The sequence below is a fragment of the Paenibacillus intestini genome, from assembly GCF_030803945.1.
GTDB lineage: Bacteria > Bacillota > Bacilli > Paenibacillales > Paenibacillaceae > Paenibacillus > Paenibacillus polysaccharolyticus.
The window spans coordinates 427292-447196 of sequence record NZ_JAURUN010000002.1; the positions used below are offsets into that span (position 1 = coordinate 427292).

General features: G+C 46.9%; 14 protein-coding genes. 3 read left to right on the forward strand and 11 right to left on the reverse strand.

Annotation, left to right across the window (positions count from 1 at the left end; translation table 11 throughout):
• Nucleotides 1-290: 290 nt before the first annotated feature.
• The 7 genes from J2T16_RS07160 to J2T16_RS07190 form a co-directional block, all read right to left on the reverse strand.
• Nucleotides 291-2060: a cache domain-containing sensor histidine kinase gene (locus J2T16_RS07160; RefSeq protein ID WP_499018027.1), complete on the reverse strand. Its 1770-nt coding sequence runs from the start codon at nucleotides 2058-2060 to the stop codon at nucleotides 291-293.
• A 23-nt stretch (nucleotides 2061-2083) separates the two neighbouring features.
• Nucleotides 2084-3625 carry a response regulator transcription factor gene (locus J2T16_RS07165; RefSeq protein ID WP_499018028.1) on the reverse strand — a complete coding sequence of 514 codons (1542 nt, stop codon included), beginning with the start codon at nucleotides 3623-3625 and terminating at the stop codon, nucleotides 2084-2086.
• 276 nt (nucleotides 3626-3901) lie between these two features.
• Nucleotides 3902-6976 carry a cellulose binding domain-containing protein gene (locus J2T16_RS07170; protein ID WP_499018029.1) on the reverse strand — a complete coding sequence of 1025 codons (3075 nt, stop codon included), beginning with the start codon at nucleotides 6974-6976 and terminating at the stop codon, nucleotides 3902-3904.
• A 335-nt stretch (nucleotides 6977-7311) separates the two neighbouring features.
• A complete protein-coding gene (locus J2T16_RS07175; RefSeq protein ID WP_253495480.1) occupies nucleotides 7312-8193 on the reverse strand; it encodes an SMP-30/gluconolactonase/LRE family protein in 882 nt (293 codons plus the stop codon).
• Between the two features lie 14 nt (nucleotides 8194-8207).
• Entirely contained in the window at nucleotides 8208-8867 is a 660-nt protein-coding gene (locus tag J2T16_RS07180) for an SGNH/GDSL hydrolase family protein (RefSeq protein ID WP_090923924.1), read from the reverse strand.
• Nucleotides 8868-8939: 72 nt separating this feature from the next.
• On the reverse strand, nucleotides 8940-9728 hold the full coding sequence (locus J2T16_RS07185) for an alpha/beta hydrolase (protein WP_251502892.1): 789 nt from the start codon (nucleotides 9726-9728) through the stop codon (nucleotides 8940-8942).
• 136 nt (nucleotides 9729-9864) lie between these two features.
• Nucleotides 9865-10698, reverse strand: a complete 834-nt coding sequence (locus J2T16_RS07190) for a helix-turn-helix domain-containing protein (protein ID WP_154886420.1) — start codon at nucleotides 10696-10698, stop codon at nucleotides 9865-9867.
• Nucleotides 10699-10823: 125 nt separating this feature from the next.
• Here J2T16_RS07190 and J2T16_RS07195 point away from each other — a divergent pair, with 125 nt between their 5' ends.
• The gene (locus tag J2T16_RS07195) at nucleotides 10824-12854 is read left to right on the forward strand and encodes a beta-galactosidase (RefSeq protein WP_336122360.1); all 2031 of its coding nucleotides are present in this window, start codon (nucleotides 10824-10826) and stop codon (nucleotides 12852-12854) included.
• 129 nt (nucleotides 12855-12983) lie between these two features.
• Here the strand turns inward: J2T16_RS07195 and J2T16_RS07200 are convergent, their stop codons facing one another.
• Both J2T16_RS07200 and J2T16_RS07205 read right to left on the reverse strand, forming a co-directional pair.
• Nucleotides 12984-14498 carry a UxaA family hydrolase gene (locus tag J2T16_RS07200; RefSeq protein ID WP_499018031.1) on the reverse strand — a complete coding sequence of 505 codons (1515 nt, stop codon included), beginning with the start codon at nucleotides 14496-14498 and terminating at the stop codon, nucleotides 12984-12986.
• Nucleotides 14495-16012 (reverse strand): tagaturonate reductase, encoded by a 1518-nt coding sequence (locus J2T16_RS07205; protein ID WP_308722046.1) that lies wholly within the window; start codon nucleotides 16010-16012, stop codon nucleotides 14495-14497. Before J2T16_RS07205 ends, J2T16_RS07200 begins: the two co-directional genes overlap by 4 nt.
• Before the next feature lie 194 nt (nucleotides 16013-16206).
• Between J2T16_RS07205 and J2T16_RS07210 the strand changes: the two genes are divergently transcribed.
• Both J2T16_RS07210 and J2T16_RS07215 read left to right on the forward strand, forming a co-directional pair.
• Nucleotides 16207-17085, forward strand: coding sequence for a helix-turn-helix domain-containing protein (locus J2T16_RS07210; RefSeq protein ID WP_154886423.1), 879 nt, complete (start codon nucleotides 16207-16209; stop codon nucleotides 17083-17085).
• Between the two features lie 103 nt (nucleotides 17086-17188).
• Nucleotides 17189-17866 (forward strand): tetratricopeptide repeat protein, encoded by a 678-nt coding sequence (locus tag J2T16_RS07215; protein ID WP_186809553.1) that lies wholly within the window; start codon nucleotides 17189-17191, stop codon nucleotides 17864-17866.
• A gap of 111 nt (nucleotides 17867-17977) precedes the next feature.
• Here the strand turns inward: J2T16_RS07215 and J2T16_RS07220 are convergent, their stop codons facing one another.
• Both J2T16_RS07220 and J2T16_RS07225 read right to left on the reverse strand, forming a co-directional pair.
• Entirely contained in the window at nucleotides 17978-19093 is a 1116-nt protein-coding gene (locus tag J2T16_RS07220) for a phosphotransferase enzyme family protein (RefSeq protein WP_499018032.1), read from the reverse strand.
• An 86-nt stretch (nucleotides 19094-19179) separates the two neighbouring features.
• Nucleotides 19180-19842, reverse strand: coding sequence for a GDSL-type esterase/lipase family protein (locus J2T16_RS07225; protein WP_261764541.1), 663 nt, complete (start codon nucleotides 19840-19842; stop codon nucleotides 19180-19182).
• Nucleotides 19843-19905: the final 63 nt, after the last annotated feature.

Below are 19905 nucleotides of genomic sequence, written 5' to 3' on the forward strand. Positions count from 1 at the left end.
AATTTGTTTGCGTTTTCTGAAAGCGGTTGCTTCCGATGTATTCATCTTATCATTCCCATTTCTCCATTCGTTAGTAAAAATTTTGTGCAGATTTGTCTTCTTATTGCCACAATGAAAACCTTTACAGAAAACGGTTGCACTTAATTTGGTTTTTTGTACTTTCTTTTGATTTTGTACTATTTTGAGCTGAAAATTTTACAAATATGCAGTGAGTCCGTGATTTTGCATATGAAAAACCCCTCATCTCCGGGGATCAGAAATGAAGGGTTGTTGTATTTTGAGACTTTTTATTAACTCGTAATCAACGGCAACGTTACAGTGACTCTCGTTCCCTCGCCAACGGTGCTCATAATCGTCACACCATAAGGTGAGCCATACAGAAGCTCAATTCGGTCATGGACGTTTCGAATACCTATACCGCTGAATAGCTGACGGTTATTTTTCGGATTGGGCAGTGCCCCCTCCATATTAAGTCCTTCAATACCATCCCCATTATCCATGATCTCACAAACCAATGATTCCCCTGCGCGGGAAACCATCACATGGATCGTACCCGTTTCTTTTTTGATAAATCCATGGAAGAAGGCATTTTCGATAAATGGCTGAATCACCAGCTTGGGAACATGAAAGTGCGTGCAGTCCGGAGCCACGTAAAAAGCTGCTTTGATCCGTCCGCCATAGCGCACATGGTTAATGAAGACATAATTTTTCAGGTTCTCGACCTCTTGCTCTACTGTTACCGTCTCTCTGACATCGCTAATCGTATTTTGCAACAAACCAATTAGCGCATTAATCGTTTCCGCGGCCCGATCTTTATTGCCCTGCTGTACCAGAACTTTGACAGAAGCCAGAGTGTTATACAGAAAATGAGGATTAATCTGGCTTTGCAGCGCCGCGAGCTCGGCATTACGTTGCTCTCGCTGCGTCTGTACCAACTGGTCCACATAATCATGCAGTTCGTCTAACATGTAATTGTATGCATGCCCCAGTTGTCTGCTCTCATAACTGCCACTGATCGGGATATAGTTATCCAAATCACTCTTCGTAATGTTGGACATCTGTTTGACCAGTCTGCGCAGTGATTTCGTCATCTGACTTGTAATCAGGAACACCAGCAACAGAGCCGCAAACACAATTGCAGCGCAGATCAAGGCGACCGTTTTCATATCAATCAGCTGTCCCATCGCAGATTCTTTATCCACAATGTTCACCATGTACAAACGGTAAAATGGTAAATATTCAGATACGATGATGCTTTCCTGCCCCATGACTCTTGCCGTAATATTTTTGGGTGCTGTTTCATTCATCGTCTGGGCATAAGATAACAGTTCACGTTGCGTCGTACCGATCCAGTCTTCCCGGTTAGAGGATACGATCTCCCCTTTTTCGTTCATAATGACGACATCATTGCCTCGGCTTGTAAAATTGGCATAGAAATTACGAAACGACTCTTCTCTCATCGTGATATAAACGGTACCGTAAATCCGGTTTCTCGCTCGATCTGTCAGCGCTTTGGTCGCAGAGATCATTTGCAATTTACCCTCTTTGGTTTGGGCCTGATAGTCATCAAAGATCAGACGGCTCGGCGACTCGGTCGCTGCCTTCGTGATCTGATCCTGTTTCAATTCTTCCGCTGTTTTCTGAATGTATGAAGGATTCGTAGAAAAACTTCGTCCATTGACACCCGCAATCGTAATACCTACTTCATAAAACTCAATGATGGATTGAACCCGCTTCATCGTTTCACGCATACTGTAGTACGATCTGGACATGGTAACCGAATTCCCATCTCCATCCGACAGGAACCCTCGAATCGCTCCACTCTGGGCCACATTGTTAGTCACCGCAGCGATGGAATCGTTAAACGCATCAAAATTCGTTTTGATCTGGCTGAGCACCTTCGAATTCGTGATACTGAACGTTTCTGTAAACAGGTTGGTTGACATATGAATTGTTGTCCACAATATAAGCACCGAAACCAGGACAATACTGACAACCATAACCGATATTATCTTGGGGAATAATCCGAGGCGCGACAAGCCATTTTTCCACTTTTTCATGAAGTAATCTCATCCATTTCTAGTTAAGCCCAAAATTTACGCCGATAACGACTTGGAGATAGTCCTGTGAACTTTTTGAACACTTTACAGAAGTAACTGTGATCTGAATAGCCTACCATGCTGCTAATTTCCGATATCGTGACATCATCCGATCGCAACAATTCCTCCGCTTTTTCAATGCGAATCTTGTTCAGATATTCATTAAATCCTTCTTTTTTATGAGAAGAGAAGTAACTGGATAGGTATGACGGGTTAAAATGAAAGTGTTTGGCCACTTCGGACAGCCCCAAGGGCTGGTCATAGTTTGCATGCATGTAATCAAGCAACATCGTCATATTCGGGTCACTTCGTCTGCTTCCTGAACCGGAAACACATTCCTGAACCTCCGTCATGAATTGATCCAGAACCAGCATCACTTCGGTAAGGGTCGAGGCTCCATCCACATTTTTAAAATACGTATATTTACCCTCTTCAAGCCCAGCTGACTGCACATCCATATCTGCCAGAGTAATCGTAACATTGAAGATCAAGTTACCCAGAAATGATTTGATCTCAAATACATCAGCAATATAGTCTCTCCCAAGTGTCGCTGCATGTTCATGCAAATATTCTCTGGCTGTTTCCACCCGATTGCGTTTCACATGTTGCAAGAACATATTAACGTTGAATTGATACCCTGCAGGATGCATCGGTGGAAGCTCACCATCAATCAAAATAGAACGATTCGTATAATAGAAGCAAAACTCCATTAGTTTAATCAGACGATCACGGTAGATTTCACCCATCTTTTCAAATAAGTTAAATCTCTCACTGAGCACCCACACTGGAGCATTTTGCCCAGTTCCTGCTTCCTCGGCCCATTCCTTGATCTGATCCACCATACCTGCGTCTTGCTCAGGTTTTACATTTAACAACATAACAGGCAGTCGGCTATCTGCTGGTAAAACGGCACATTCGATCTCAGGCATACGACGCCGGACTTGAGCTTCAATCTGTTCATGATCCTGATTTTTCAAATGGCGATCAGCAGGCTGAAATGCCAGTAAACGAAAAGCACCTAACGGGAAACTTTCACGAATGACCGGCATTTCGTTGTCTTCATCCAGCGTAAAACCAGACAACATTTTCTCCATTAATTGACCAAGCCGCCAGCCATCATGAGAAGGCTCGTATTGAAGCTCAGGTATTTTACCAGCCGTACGTCTTAGCACTTCCAGAAGTTCATTGGTGTCCAGCTTGGGCTTCAATATGTAATCTGCCGCTCCATGCTGCAATGTAGATCGAACATATTCGAACTCACTGAAACTGCTCAGCACAATGACCTCAATATGCGGATACCCCGCTTTGAGTGTACGAACAAACGTTTCACCATCCATAACAGGCATTACAATGTCGGTAATGACAATATCCGGTTTTAGAAGCTCCACTTGTTGCAAGCCCTCTTCACCATTGGATGCTTCTCCAACAATATTAAATCCTTCAGCTTCCCAATTCATGTGATGCTTGATGCCCTGTCTAACCAAAAATTCATCGTCAACAATCAGCACCTTGCATAACCGGTTCATGATCGCGACCCCCCTGTCTCATCTATCACTCTATATCTATACGGTTTAGCCCTCTATATGTTGGTTATCGAACTCTCCCCTTGTTAGCGGTTACATGAACAATATAATAATCGTACATATTGTTATATCTTAAATCCTATGTTTAAGCAATAGTTACTACCTATAGTTTACACTATAATTCGACAAAACAAGAAGTCCCAAAACGCCGCGACCTACTCTGGCATCTTGAGACCTCTTGTTCATTATTATTTTCTCAATTCAATCATAAACCGAATGTTACGGCTCCATTCCCCATTCAAGTTGTCCAGCAACATATCCAGTTACTTTGGACCAGTCAGCATAAGAGGTATGTGTCCCTTCAAAGGAGTAATCATCCGTTTGAGTGTAATTGGTCCAATTGTCTTTGGAAAAGCGAGTCTGGATTTCCGTGCTCTGTCCTGCGTTTAACATTCCCGCAGTTGCCTTGAATCCAACCTCTAACACATGATCCGCTCCTGGCAACGCAGGATTAATGGAACTGAACGTACCGGTAACATTGGCACTTCCCACAGCAGCCCAATCGCAGAAGAAATTTTGAGGCTGACTACCGTCAATCGTATAGTAATATCGAATTTTCACATCGGACAGATGTAGTGGAGTTGTACCGGTATTGGTCAGTCTGAATTTGGGAGTGATGGAACTGCCCGTAGCTGCCGTTGTTCCATTGTACATCTCGATACGAATTGTTCCACCTGGGATGACCACAGTTGTATCCTTAACGGTCAGATTTAGCACCGCAGGGTTGCCTGCACTGAACTGAAAAGTCAACACAGCTGCACCTTTAGACAATGTGGCTAAATAGTTTTTGGACAGCACAACCTGATTACCCGCAACGGTATAGTCGGTTCCGGCTACAAGTATCGCGTTTCCGTTGCGAATAGAGGTCAGTGTATTGCCATTAAGTGTTAACGTGACAGGAATATTGGCCTGATGATCCACATTCAGATCAAATTGAGCCGTTACCGGGGTGATGGTCGAATTAGGTACTGTAGGTGTGCCCCCATTGCCATTAACCGGGTCCGCATAGAGTATTCCGCGTCCGTTGGTACCTAGATATACTCTGCCATAAATACGTGGGTCACCTGTAATTGTGGTCACACGGGCGTACTGATGCTGATCATCGTTAATTCGCACCCAGTTCGTGCCACCATCATCAGAACGGAAAAATCCGCGAGTCCCATCAATCTGTGCAACGGCATACAAAGAGACAACACTTTGCCCAGGAGCTGCTTTACCAAAACCGATGCTGTCCGCTTCTTCTACATTGGCGAGCTTCGTAAAGGTCGCTCCGGAATCTGTTGAGTGCCACAAGCCGTAGGGCCCTTCTTCTTCATTGCCCCCAGCAAACCACAGTTCTCCTTCCACACCTGGCACAGCGTCGAGGTCTGAATTACCTGAGGCAGGAAGCCCAGTAGCTGGAGATACAGTGAACGATGCTCCACCATTAACACTGACGTAAATTTTCCCTGCAGCGAAGCCATAGAACTTGCTCGGGTTAACTCTGTCGGAAATGACTTTGGCGCCTGCTGGTATGCCTGTACTTGCCGTCCAGGAATTACCGCCTACAGAGTGGAATACCCCGCGATCCGATGTGCTCCAGACCAGACGGTTGCCTGTCGCCGAGATGGCAACAGTTCCACCTCCGGCAGTACCTGACGGCTCTGCGCTTGCTTTGTACCACGTTTTTCCTCCGTCGCTGGATAATCCAATGGATCTCGCATTGGGATCAACCGTGTAATCTGCTTTCCCTACCCGTACCATGGTGTTCGGGCTCAATTCGGCAAAATCAATACTCTCTGTTGAAGGATAATTCGGATTCGTAAACATCGTTGCTGGAGCTTTGGTGAGATCATCATGACGGAACCCGGCAACATCACCGAGTGCACTCAGCAGATTCGCTCCGCTTGGCGGGCTAATCAAATCCATGACATTGGTTTCTTCAATGCCTTTGGCCATAACGGAAATGTTAATTTTCTTATCCTCGTCCCAATCCGTCAGATTGTTGGTTCCGTAGATGGTTGCCCCCGTTCCATACATCAATCGGTCGGAATCAAACGGATCAATCTCCAGAGCAGCAATCATCCAGCCCAGCTTAGGCGAAATTTCCGGCGGTGCAGGATTCACACCGAAGGTTAACCAAGGCGCCGCGGAAATGTCTTGTGTATATCTGAATTTTCGGTCAGGATACCCTTCAAAGTCCCATATTCGTGTCCAGGTATCTCCACCATCTTTACTACGGAACAGAATAGCATCAGGCCACCAGGAATTCAGCGTTGCGACCATTATCGTTCCAGGCTCCTGTGCATCAATAGCCAAGCCGCCATAACCATAATAGTTATCTGAACTGCTGCTCGGAACTGGGCTGATGTTCTTCCATACTCCGGTTGCTGTGTTTAGCTTCCAGACATCCCCTTTCGTTCCGTCGTAGGGTCCCGCACCATTACTGTAAGTAATATATAAACTTCCATCTACGTCCATTTTCCCATGATGAGGCAGATAACCCGTTGGTTGTCCGGGAACAGCAGTCCAGGTCAAGCCGCCGTCGGTACTGCGATAGATGCTTTCACTTTTATCAGCTACGCCGACATAAATGGTTTGTGAAGCCTGTCCCGCAGAGCCACTTCTTTCATCAAAAGTAATCCAGGCGAGACCTATAATGTCACTTGTATACTCCGTAGCAGGATTTTCAACATAGTTACCCGGATTCGGAAAACTGGTCACTTCACTCCAGGTTACTCCAGAATCTGTACTTTTCCATAATCCGTTGCCACTGCGGGCTCCGAAATACAATATGCTGTTATCATTCGGGTCCACAACCAGACGCTCACCCATGGAACGTCCGGGCATGTTTCCCCCTACCTTGAAGGGTAGCTCGGTTTTCTCCCACGTATCTCCGCGATCAGTGGAACGGAAGATATATCCGTTGTCCTTCACCCATGAGTTCGTATACGTCCCTACAGCCATGTACACCCGATCTGGATCAACAGGGTCGGAGGCGAGCGCATCTACTCCATTATTGTTCCAGTCGTCCCAGCCTACAAAGTCAGTAAGCGGAGTCCAGCTACTGTCCACCGGATTCCAGCGATAAGCTCCACCTATATCAGTGCGTGCATAGATCAAGTCCTTTTCAGATTCATTAAAGATAATGCCGGGTATAAAACCTCCGCCTCCGCCAGTAACGACGCTTTTCCATTCGTAGGCCTCACTCGGCGCAGCCTCTGAAGTTCCTGCCATCCCCAGACCACCCAGTGAAGCTGTAACAATAGCCACACTTAAACTCAGGATTCGTAACTTGCTCATCCACCTTTTCATCTCAACTACTCCTCCTTTTCGCATTTGTACATTTTGGCAATTCGGTCTATCCCCGCTGTCTCACCTGCTGATGATGGCGTATCAGACGAATCCATACCTTCTCCCTTAGAGGAGACCCACCTCCCTTCACTTTGCGGTTAAGCGCTTACAAAATTTTTCGAACGCCACCACAAAATGGATAATTCTTTCAATAATAACATTCGATAGAAAACGTTTTTCCCCTCTGTGTAAATATCCACTTTTCAAAAAAAATTTGTAATCCTCTGGTAAAATAAAAAAAGATGCTGTTCACACAGCACCTTTAAACCCACTATGATTTTTCCTGCTCACTTTGCTTACGCTTTTCGTCCGTAGACATGTGTTTCCTGCCCTTTAACACCCGGCTTAACAACAAATAATGCACCTGCTTGCGGCGTTTCCTGCAAGCGCTCTTCCTTAATTCCTATACGTGCAGTAGTAATATATAAATCTTCGAGATCCGGGCCGCCAAAACAACAGGAAGTCACCTGATCTGCAGGCACTTCGATCTGCTGTAACAGTTCCCCTGTCTCCGGGTTCCAGCGGGTGACTCTTCCTCCGCCCCAATGGGCAACCCACAGCATACCTTCCGCATCCACAGTCATGCCATCCGGGAATCCCATGTCTTCCGGCACTGAGATGATACTCGTCCGATTGGAGATCGTACCCGAAGCCAGATCAAAATCAAAACGATCCACGGAACGTGTCGGCGTATCGATGTAATACATGAACTCCCGATTCGGGCTCCACCCCAGACCGTTAGAGGTGGATACTTGCTGCACCATATTGCGTACAGGCTTCCCTTCCTCCAGACAATATAACGATCCAGCCTTTTGTTCGTTGTTCAGGCTCATCGTACCGGCCCAAAAACGTCCGTATGCATCACATTTTCCATCATTGAACCGATTGGTAGATTTGTCTTGCTCAGGGTCCGCGATCGCTTGCTTCTCACCCGTGAGCAGATGATATGTATAGAAGCCGCTTCGGAGTGCAACGATCACTTCATCCCCACGATAGGGCACCACCGCTCCGACATGTTCACCCACATCATAAGCCTGATCCTCACCTGTCTCGGGATGGTATGCATGTACTTTAAACCCTTCAATATCTACCCATAACAAACGACTATTTTCCGCATCCCAGCTTGGTCCTTCTCCCAATTGTGCTGGTGTATCCACAACTACAGTTACATGACTCATATTATCGCTCCTTCTTAGGATTTCGTATTTCTCGTCCATTCAAATCCAATCGCATCTAGAAAAGCTTTGCTAAGTACCATGTGACCCGTAGCATCCGGGTGTACTCGATCATGTGTGAGAACCGATGTATAAAAATGATCCCACAGTGGCGCAAATGCTGCCTGCGTATCTACAAACAACGCGTCATATTCCGATGCTACTCTGCGAACCGCTTCTCCGTAGATGTCCATCGTCGCCCGCATCGGATCTTCCGGGTTCGCTTCCAGATAATACGGGGTCATAAGCACAAGCCCTTTCAGATTCGGGCGCACGGATGCGACCAGTTCACGCAATGTTGCCTCGTATTCCTCCAGAAACACCTGTGAGTCAGCCAGTGGGTGATCGAACTGCCGCCACACATCGTTAATACCGATCATAATTGTGAGCCAGTCCGGTTTCAGATCAAGTACATCCTGTTGCCAGCGTTGCTTCAAGTCACGAACGGTATTCCCACTATTACCCACATTCTGCAATCTCAGCATCAGTTCGGGATAAATGGACCGCAATAAAGCATACACCTGTGCCACATACCCATGTCCCAGCCCTGAACTTCCTTCACCTACAGGATGTGCTCGTCCGCAATCGGTAATGGAATCCCCGATAAAAAGAAGTCTGTCATTCTTTTGCAATTTCATGGCGTTGTTCTCCTTTGCTGGATATTGATCGGTTAGTTCACTGGCAAAATAGAGTTTGTGCCGTTGCCGACGTCACCAACCTTGATTTTTAAGCCAAGTGAGACATAGATCAGACCACACTCGAACCGTAGCATCATGCTCCGCCAGTCCTAAACCATGTGGACCTTTTTCAAAGATGTGAAGATCATATGGAATCCCATGTGCACCCAAAGCCAAAGCATACCGTAAACTGTTCTCCACGGGTACAGCCTGGTCATCACTCGTATGCCAAATAAATGCTTCAGGAGCATCTGCTCTAACCTGTCGCTCTGCACTGAACGCTTGAACCTGTTCTTCGGTTGCATCCTCGCCTAGCAAGTTGATACGCGAGCCTTCATGTCCATAAGACTCCATTGTGATAACCGGATAACAGAGAATGACACGGTCCGGCCTAGAGCTTACCTGTTCAATCGGATCCTCATGGCCCGGTTGTCCATCATCGTACTGCGTACCCAATGTTGCTGTGAGATGGCCACCTGCCGAAAAGCCAAGTACTGCAATTTTGGACGGGTTGATCCCGTAGTGTTCCGCGTGAGCTCTTACATAACGGATTGCACGTTGCCCATCCGCCAGAGGCGCCGGATGACTGTGCGGTGCTACTCGATATTTGAGCACAAAAGCACTAATGCCAGCTCGATTGAGCAACTCAGCAACGGGCGCACCCTCATGGTCAGCGAGATGGCCATAACCGCCCCCTGGACATACAATGATAGCGCTCTCGGAACCCGGTTGAATAAAAGGAATCAGATGTGGCATTTCGTCTTCATGGCCTGTAGCCGCGTATGGGGCCGCCTGCTCCCACAAAGGAATAATTGAACTCATGATCGGACTCATCCTCTCTCATGTATATGGAATAGATTCGTTTAATCGTTTTCGATTCTAGGATTCGATACCATCATAACGGCAACAGGAAGAAGCATCAATACCCTTCTGATCTTTTTGTTCAACCTTGGCGTAATTAGTACAAGTTGCGAAACTGTTCAGGTGTGGCCCCTTCAATCCGGCGAAATGTGGCAACAAAATGACTGGCATCCCGGAACCCGGCCCGTGCCGCAGTCTCCTTGATCGTAAGTTCCATACTGCCCGTCAGCATTTCTTTGGCTTTACGTATGCGAAGCAAAATGAAGTAACTGTAGGCCGTTATGCCGAAGGATTGTTTAAACAGCGTATTCATATGCCTGGATGAGATTCCGATAATGCATGCCATTTGTTCTAACCCGATGTCCGGGTCGCCGTAATGTTCCTCCATAAAGGCAAGCAGCGGAGCAAGCCTTGCTACAGCTTGGGAGATGGAAGAGCGATTGCCAGTCATTCCGTGTTTTTTCAGCAAAATCAAGAAACGATACATGTCCGCCGAGGCTTCCAATCCGGATAAATCCTGATCACTCCCGATCGAACTCAGCACATGCTGACCATAATCGTTTAGTGGACTATCTGTTTCCCACTGGCGAATATCGGCCTCACCCAACCCAAGTGAATCTACGATGGCGGCACACTGCGAACCACCAAATGTAATATAAATGGTCTCCCACTCGTTTTGAACACGAGCATATTCATGAGGCAGGTTTGGGGGAAGCAAAATACCCGAGGTTTCGCCAACAATTGCTGAAGTCCCTGACAGCTTGAACTCTCCTGCTCCCTTGACCGTTTGCAGCCAGTGGTAATACGGATAACCCGCAGTTCTGGAGACTTTTTCCTGATTTCCGTTATATCCTATACTCTCGATATATAGTGGGAGCGGCTGATCCCGCGGTGTCATAAAAAAACGCTGATGCCCCGGTGAGATGAGCATGATAACCTCCTTAAATACAATAGAATCCAGTTCCATATTCTTATATGCATCATCACTTTTATTATATTTTAAAAGTCATATGTATCATATAGTATAGGATTATTCTTATACAAGAGGTGAGCACATTGATCAGCAGCAAATTACCCAAAATGTTTTATGGAGGCGATTACAATCCTGAACAATGGGATCATGAGACCCACCTGGAAGACCTCCGCATGTTTAAACTGGCGGGCATTGATATGGCCACGATTAACGTTTTTTCCTGGGCACTAATTCAGCCTGACGAGGTGACGTATAATTTTGAATATCTGGATCAATTGATTGATCGTTTGTATGAAAATGGGGTTTATATCTGCCTTGCCACAAGTACCGCCGCGCACCCAGCATGGATGGCCAAAAAATACCCCGATGTCCTGCGCGTAGACGCGGACGGACGCAAACGGAAATTTGGCGGACGGCATAACTCCTGCCCGAACAGTCCGACCTACCGGAAGTACTCCGAAATCATCGCAGACAAACTGGCCGAGCGATACAAAGATCATCCCGCAGTCCTTGTCTGGCATATTTCCAATGAATATGGCGGGGATTGTTATTGTGAAAACTGCGAAAAAGCATTCCGTGTATATCTCAAGAAACGTTATAAAACCATAGAACAGGTCAATAAAGCATGGAACACCAACTTCTGGGGCCATACGTTCTATGATTGGGACGAGATTGTGCTTCCAAGCAATCTGAGTGAACATTGGGGTCACAACAGTTCATCATTCCAAGGCATCTCACTGGACTACTCCCGTTTTAACTCGGACAGCATGCTCGAATGTTATCTGCTGGAGTACAATGCCATTAAAAAGCATATTCCCGATTCTGTCGTCACAACGAATTTGATGGGCTTTTTCAAACAGATCGACTATTTCAAATGGGCTAAATATATGGATATCGTGTCCTGGGACAGTTATCCCGGTCTTGCGACACCAATCAGCTATACCGCCATGGCTCATGATCTCATGCGCGGTCTCAAAGACGGTCAGCCATTTATGCTAATGGAACAGACACCCAGTCAGCAGAACTGGCAACCGTATAACTCACTGAAACGCCCTGGTGTCATGCGTCTATGGAGTTATCAGTCAGTCGCACACGGCGCGGATACCGTGATGTTCTTCCAGCTTCGCCGTTCCATCGGTGCATGCGAGAAGTACCATGGTGCCGTCATTGAACATGCAGGACACGAAAACACAAGGGTGTTCAGAGAGGTCGCACAGCTCGGCAAGGAACTGCAGATCCTCGGCGACACCACGCTTGATGCCAGAGTTCAGTCCAAGGTAGCGATTGTATTCGATTGGGATAACTGGTGGGCAATTGAAAAATCAAGCGGGCCAACGGTGGCTTTGAAATACGTCGAGCAAATTCACAAATACTACGCGGCATTTTTCCACCGCAACATTCAAGTGGACATTATAAGTGTAGACAGCAATATCAGCTCATACGATCTGCTTCTTGCGCCTGTGCTATATATGGTCAAACCAGGCTTTGCTGCAAAATTGGAGCAGTTCGTTGCGGCCGGCGGTACCTTCCTGACCACCTTCTTTAGCGGAATTGTTAACGAGCATGATCTCGTGACCACTGGCGGTTACCCCGGTGAGCTTCGAAACCTGCTTGGCATCTGGGTCGAAGAGATTGATGCTCTCCTACCCGAACAGAAGAATAGCATCGTTCTGAAGGAAACATGGGGCGCACTTGAAGGCGTATACGAATGCGGTATGTTGTGCGACCTCCTTCACAGTGAAGGTGCAGAAGTGATTGCCGAGTACGGTGAAGACTTCTATCAAGGCATGCCTGCACTTACATGTAATACCTTTGGTCAAGGGCAAGCCTGGTACGTCGCCACTGATCCGGAAAACATTTTCCTCGAAGGTTTACTCGCAGAGCTTGCGGCCGAAAAAAATATTAAACCTTTGCTCGAAACCCCGCAAGGTGTAGAGGTAAGCGCACGTACGAAAGACGGGTTAACTTATCTTTTTGTCATGAACCACAATGCTTCCCCGCAGTCATATGATCTCGGTGATTCAAGGGTCCGTGAGTTGTTAACAGGCAAGGAATACACTGGAGAGATTAGTATTGAAGCCCGCGGCGTGCACATTTTAGAACGCACAACGTAGCGGTATAATCTATATTGTTGCACCGCTACGCGTGCATAAGACTTCGAAACGAAATAAAAAAACAATCCGGCAGTTTATTACAACTCGCCGGATTGTTGTCTTGTTTTATTTTGCAACACGTAGATGAGGTTAGAGAATAACTCCGTCTTTGAAGATCGCGATCTCCCGGAAACCATGCTGTTCGCTAAGAGTCTGCGCACGTCCAGAAGCAATATCAATAATCTGACTGAATAATTGTTCTTTGACTTGTTCCATCGTCTGTCCTTCAAGCAGCTGACCGGCATTAAAATCAATCCAGTGCTTTTTACGGTTCGCCAGGTCCGATTGCGTTGCAATTTTGACCGTAGGTACCGGACCGCCAAACGGTGTGCCGCGTCCTGTCGTAAACAGCACGATATGCGCTCCTGCCGCAGATAAAGCTGTCACGGAAACGAGGTCATTTCCGGGTGCCTCTACAATGTTTAGACCCGTTTTGCTCACCCGTTTACCGTAACGGAGCACATCGACAACCGAGGAGCGTCCTCCCTTTTGCGTACATCCGAGTGATTTTTCTTCAAGTGTTGTAATTCCGCCTGCTTTGTTACCCGGCGAAGGATTTTCGTAGATATTTTGACCATGATTCACGAAATATTGCTTGAAACCATTCACAAGGTCTACCAAATCGTTGAAGACATGCTCATCTGCCGCACGGTTCATCAGAATGGTTTCCGCTCCAAACATCTCCGGAACCTCAGTCAGAATCACTGTTCCACCCGCAGCAACGAGCAGATCCGCGACAGCGCCTACGAGCGGATTCGCTGTAATGCCGGATAAGCCATCCGAGCCTCCGCATTTCAATCCAATTTTCAGTTTGCTCAGTGGCAGAGGCTGACGTTTCTCTTGCTCAGCAATCTCAACCAGCTCTTCCATTAAACGCAATCCTTCTTCCAACTCATCGTCGGTCTCTTGCGCTTTGAGGAAACGTACCTTCTCCCGATACTCCGGTGCGATGCACTCACGGAACTGATCCACCTGGTTATTCTCACAACCTAAACCAATGACCAGCACACCACCAGCGTTTGGATGCTCGACCAGTGAGGCCAGCAACTGTTGAGTATATTTCAGGTCGTCCCCTAGCTGTGAACAGCCGAAAGGATGCGGAAAATGAAACACACCGTCCACCCGACGGCCAAATTGGGACTGCCCCATCCGTGCAAGAGCTTCACACACCTTGTTAATGCATCCAACGGTATTGACGATCCAGATTTCATTGCGGATTCCCGCTTCCCCGTTCGGACGCAAATACCCATCGAATGTTCGTAAATGTTCCGGAGGCATGTCTATCGTCATCGGTTGTCCTGGCTGATATTCATATTCAAGCAAACCATGCAGACCTGTCTTCAAGTTATGGCTGTGTATCCAGCTCCCCTGTGCAATTGCTTCCTGGGCGATGCCGATGGAAAAACCATATTTCATCACATCTGCTCCCTGTGCAAGATCGTGCACAGCGATTTTGTGCCCTTTAGGTACATCATCTTGCAGTGTGAACGAGTGACCATCCGGCAGATCGATACGCTCTCCCTTCACATAATCGCGAAGTGCTATGATGACATCGTCCTGAGGCTGGATCGCAATCCAGTCGTTGATTGTGCTTGTTGTACTCATTTCACTTCACCTTCCAGTTTACTGATTTCATGTACGAGTGCTGCTCGCAATCCTTCTTTTGCATCCAGATTCTCTCCCCAGATCACTTCATCGGAGAGAACCGCAGCAACCCTCTTCTCCAATTCAGCCGTTCCACTGGTCAAGTGATCGTAACCTTCCCAATGAGTAGCCAAAGCTGCCAGTACATCAGGGTCATCTCTTAGTGGAATCGTTTCTCCGCTCAAAAGCTGCGCTCTGTAGCCCTCTTGCGTCTGCAATGGGCGATATAAATAGAGGAATCCGGCAAAACCTTGTATTAGCCGCTCAGGCCAGCTTCCTTGACTCTGTTCATAGGCGAGCAGGGTTGGCAGTACACGTACTTTGAATTTACCGGCCGTATTCAGTGCAATGTCCTGCAACTTGTGATCAATATATGGATTTAAGAAACGTTCAAAGACTTCTTCCGCATATGGCTCCAATCCCAGCTCAGGCATATCCAAAGCAGGCACAATCTCTTCAAGCACCGCTTGCCTAATCCAGGAACTAAACTGCGGATCTTCCATGGTTTCTCTTACATGTTGTTTACCGCGAAGCAAGCCCAGAGAAGACATCAGGGTGTGTGAGCCGTTCAGGATGCGCACTTTACGAAGCTGATATGGCTTCAAATCTTTAACCCAGTGCACATTGAGCCCTGCTTGTTTCAATGGAAGGCGCTTGTCCAGCGACTCCTCGCCTTGAATCGCCCAGAAATGATAAGGCTCTGCCGTATTAATCAGTTGATCCTCATAACCCCAGCGTTCCGTAAGTGTATCTGCCTCTTCCTGGGTTGGCGCACCCGTCACAATACGATCTACCAGATTGTTCAGGAATTGATTGTGATGTTCGATCCAAGAGCGGAAGCTGTCCGAGAATCCGAAATCTTCACTATGACGGAGCACGCATTCTCGCAGAACATCACCATTGCCCTCCAGCAATTCACATGGCAGGTGAATGAGTCCTCTCGATGGATCTCCAGCAAAACGTACATATCTTTGATGCAAGAAAACCGTCAATTTACCAGGAAAAGATTGAACGGGCTCTCCTGGGATATAGTCTGATTGGATATATTTCAAGCCGGATTCTGTCGTATTCGAGATTACAAATTCCAGCGATGGCAGCTCCGCAAGTTCCAGAAACGTCTGCCACTCCTCGTATGGATTAATAAATTGGGAGAAGACAGAGACCATTTCCGTACGTTCCACACGTTTCCCTTCAGAGAGACCACGCGTAATCATTGTATATAATCCATCCTGATCACGAATCTGCTCCAGCTTGGCCTTGCCCCCAGGCCGAGGCTGTGTCACGGCTACAGAGCCGTGAAACTTGCCTTGCCGAGCACTCTCATGAAGCATCCAGTCTGCGAATCCCCGTAAAAAATTACCTTCCCCGATCTGCAAAACTTTGACGGGACGTTCAATCATTTCTTTGCATTTGCGCTGACTATCATTGCCGAGCAGATGCATCTTCAATCTTGGCCGCTTTGTGCTTGCAGACATGGACACTCACCTCACCGATTATTTGCGAACTCAGAATGCGAACAGCATATGCTGGCATCCTTTTATTGTAAACGCTTTAAATTCATTGTATCATCAATAAAAGGAAATTAAATTGCTTATATTGCGTTAAATATACTGTTTTTTGATCAGAATTGACATCTTATCTGAGACATTTGTCTCCCAAAGGAGTCCCAATGGAACATTCACCAGTTCGCACCACCATTCAGACCGAATCGGGCATACCGTTCCGCCTTGTCTATAGTGATACGAAATCTCCACAAAATGAATTACCGGATCATCTGCACGACTGGCATGAAATTATATATGTCTATAGGGGACAGGGAAGTATTTTTATCGATGCAGGTCTCGAAGATATGCAGGAGGGAGATTTATTTCTTATTCCAGGCAGTACCGTGCACCGTGCATTGCCTGATGCAGGTAATCCGGTTACCTCTTCTGCACTGTTCTTCAGTCCGGGGTTACTGGCTTCAACCGCCGGAGGCATGTCCTCCTCCTTGCTACACCCATTTGAACGCTGTCGCAAACGGCGAATATACAAAAGGCATCTAAACCATGCCGAGCAGACACAAGTGTCTGCCTTCATTGATGATATTCATGCCGAGTTCCGTTCCGATCATCATCTGAGTTCTCACGCCGCACTGCTCCGATTGCAGCTCTTGCTTATTTTCCTTGAACGTCTGGATTCAGCTACCGGTCCTGCCCATGCTACAACATCACTACCTACACCGTCATGGCTGTCCTCCATTCTGTCTGACATTGATCTTAAACTGCGCAATCGATTGACTTTACCTGAACTTGCACAACAAGCTGCCGTATCTCCTGCTCATCTTAGCCGGGCATTCAAGCGTTACACCGGAATGACGCTAACGGATTATGTACTCGCTCGTAGAGTTATTATGGCGAAGGAGCATCTTCTGAATGGGGATGAAACGATGGCTGCTGTCGCAGATGCTTGCGGATTTGACAGTTTGCCTCATTTTTACAGACAGTTCAAGAAACTGACGGGTACGACACCGGCCGCATATCGCAGAACGATGGTACAACATCGCTAGGATGTGAAACGGAGATATGCACACACATATTATTCCAAGAGAGGATATGGTATGATATTCAAGGTTTGCGCAACACGATTATATTGTTACTGGAGTTGAACCTGTGATTATTAAATTTCTTATTTTTGGCCTGCTCTGGCAGATCGTTGGCAATCCGTTCATCGCCATTCTGATTCTGCTCGTCATCCTGTATTTCCTGGATCGTCGTTTTGTCGGCGTATTTCCAAGCTTCACCAAACCCCTTAAACGGTTGCGTAACATTTCCAGGTTGAAACAACAGCTAGCGCTGAACCCTAACGAAGTATCTTCCAAGCTGGAACTGGCCCGATTGCTCATTGAACGCAAACGTTACAGTGAGGCACATGCCTTTTTGCTTGAACTGGAACGCCCTTACGAACAGTCTGCTGAGTACTGGGAAGCTTTGGGCACAACTGAACTGTATCTCGGCAAAATCTCGGAAGGCGAACGTCATATCTTGCATGCACTTGAGATTAACCCCAGAGTCAAGTACGGACAGCCTTATCTGAATCTGGCTACAGCCTTCAAGGATACGGATCGTGACAAAGCCCTTCATTATGTGCAGCAGTTTCAGGAAATCCATTCTTCCTCCAGTGAAGCCTTTTATCTGCTTGGCTCGGTATACCGTTCGCTAGGGCGTAATGAAGATGCCAAACAAGCATATGATCAATCCCTGAATGTGTATCGTTCCTTGCCCAAATATAAAAAACGTCAGGAACGGCGCTGGGCTGTCCGCAGTTGGTTCCGCAAACGTGCTTTGTAGATTGAACTACCTTCGTATATCAGCAAGCATCCTATAAAAGAAAGATAAGTGTGCTGGTTCTGCTCTTTTGTCCGTAGCAGAACCAGCACACTTATTTATTTGCCACGCATGTTAATTCGTTAACAATTGACGTAATTGATTCTCATGCCGCCCCATCCAGTCCATTCGCTGTTTGAGTTTCACAATTTGCTCTGTAGCCACCTCTGGTTTATCCGTCCCTTCCAGCATCCGGCTGATAAAATGCATAACCACATCCAGACTTCGCAGCAAAATCAGCTGCGGGATTGCTTTCAGTTCGTCAGCGGTGAGTTCAACCTCTTCTCGAAAGCCCTGCACCAGATTAGCCTGCGCCTGCCACATCCATTCTTCGCTCTTGTCCATGGTCAGCATGTCAGACATCGGAACAGCCAGTTCCATGACCCGCACATCCCAGGTGGCAAACTCAAAATCAAGAATCGCACTCATGTTGCCTTCTGGGTCTACCAGCACATTGGATGCGTTCACATCACCATGCACGATTTGATGCGGAAGTTGCTCCATTCCACGCAATGCTTTGAACAAACCTGGCAGTTCAACCAGCAACTGCTCTAACTCCTCGGCACAAGCCTTCAGCGTTTCCGGCGGCGAAGCGCACATTCCCAGTAAACGTTCTGGTGTACACAGCGGATAAGCCTCGTCGATCCGGTAATATGGCGGATATACCGGCTTAAGTTCCAATTCGAGCTTGGCAAGAGCTGTTGAGAGATTTCCCGCTGCCCGCCCCAAAGGAAGCAATTGCTCGGGGGAATCCCATACCGGATTTACGCCTTCCAAATAACGAAACAGAGCCACGACTTTAAAAGTTCCCGTGATATGATCTTGTACAATCTGGTAAGTCTGCCTATTCTCCTCATTAGAATGGTTAATTTCCTTCGATTCTTGATCCGCGGTCTTGCCGCTACTACTAGATAATGAAATGACTGGTGTTGGCGAATGAAGTTTAAAATCTGTATTGGACAGTGCGATAAGCACGCCATGTTCAAAAGCTATTTTCGCTTGATCATTATGTGTTTCGTATTGTCTCATAACATAATCTGCATCACGGGTGTGAAGTACAAAAGTAGAATTATTCATACCTCCATTGCTGCGCTTACCTTGCCAATCCGATCTGAAGCCGTATAAGGCTAACACTTCAGAGATTAATTGTTTTTCCGATGGAAGAAGAGAATTTTGCTGTTTGTTAGACACCGATTTGAACTCCCCTGTTACGATAATTTGAATGAACTCTTTCATCATATCGGAAGTTGTAAGGCGGGTCTAGTTTTCTTCAGGCTTCAAGCAAAAGGAACATAGCCCGTTCGATTCAACTGCTCCGCGATAATCCGGTACCCTCTTGCGTTTGGATGGACTCTGTCCCAGAACAGCAATTCTCGCTCACGTCCTTCAAACTTGTCGTACACCTGAGCACATGCATAGTTACCTGAACCTGCACCATTCAGATAAGAATTGTACTGTCGCACCCAGTATGCAGCTTCGGTTGATTGTGGATACGGGTTGTACAATCCAATGGAACGAACAAAGTACTTCTGATCCCCTTTTAACTGCCGAATTTGTCGCATAACCTGAGATACATGATGACGTGTTTCACCAAGCACTTGTGTCATTTTCCCGGCATTTGGAATACCTCCGCTAGCTTTAAATGTACGGATCAGATCGTTACCACCAATGGATACCGTAATCATATCTGCTTCACGTATCGCTTGACGCACCCGAGGATGTCCGTTAATCATCTGCTGAAGTTCTGCCGATGTTAGTCCGTTCACACCCAAATTGTCCATAGAGACAAATGTACGAAGGTTCATTTCCGCCATACGGCGATAGATTGGAACAAATCCGGTTCCGAGCAAAGCTCCTGTACCTACCGTCAAGGAATCCCCTATAGCTACATAACGATATACCATCCCGCCGCTCCTCTCTCTGCTGATCTCCCTGATCATTCATGAACTCCCTATATCCTATGAAGATCGATTCGACAAAGCGCGGGATAGTGTCCTTAGGCA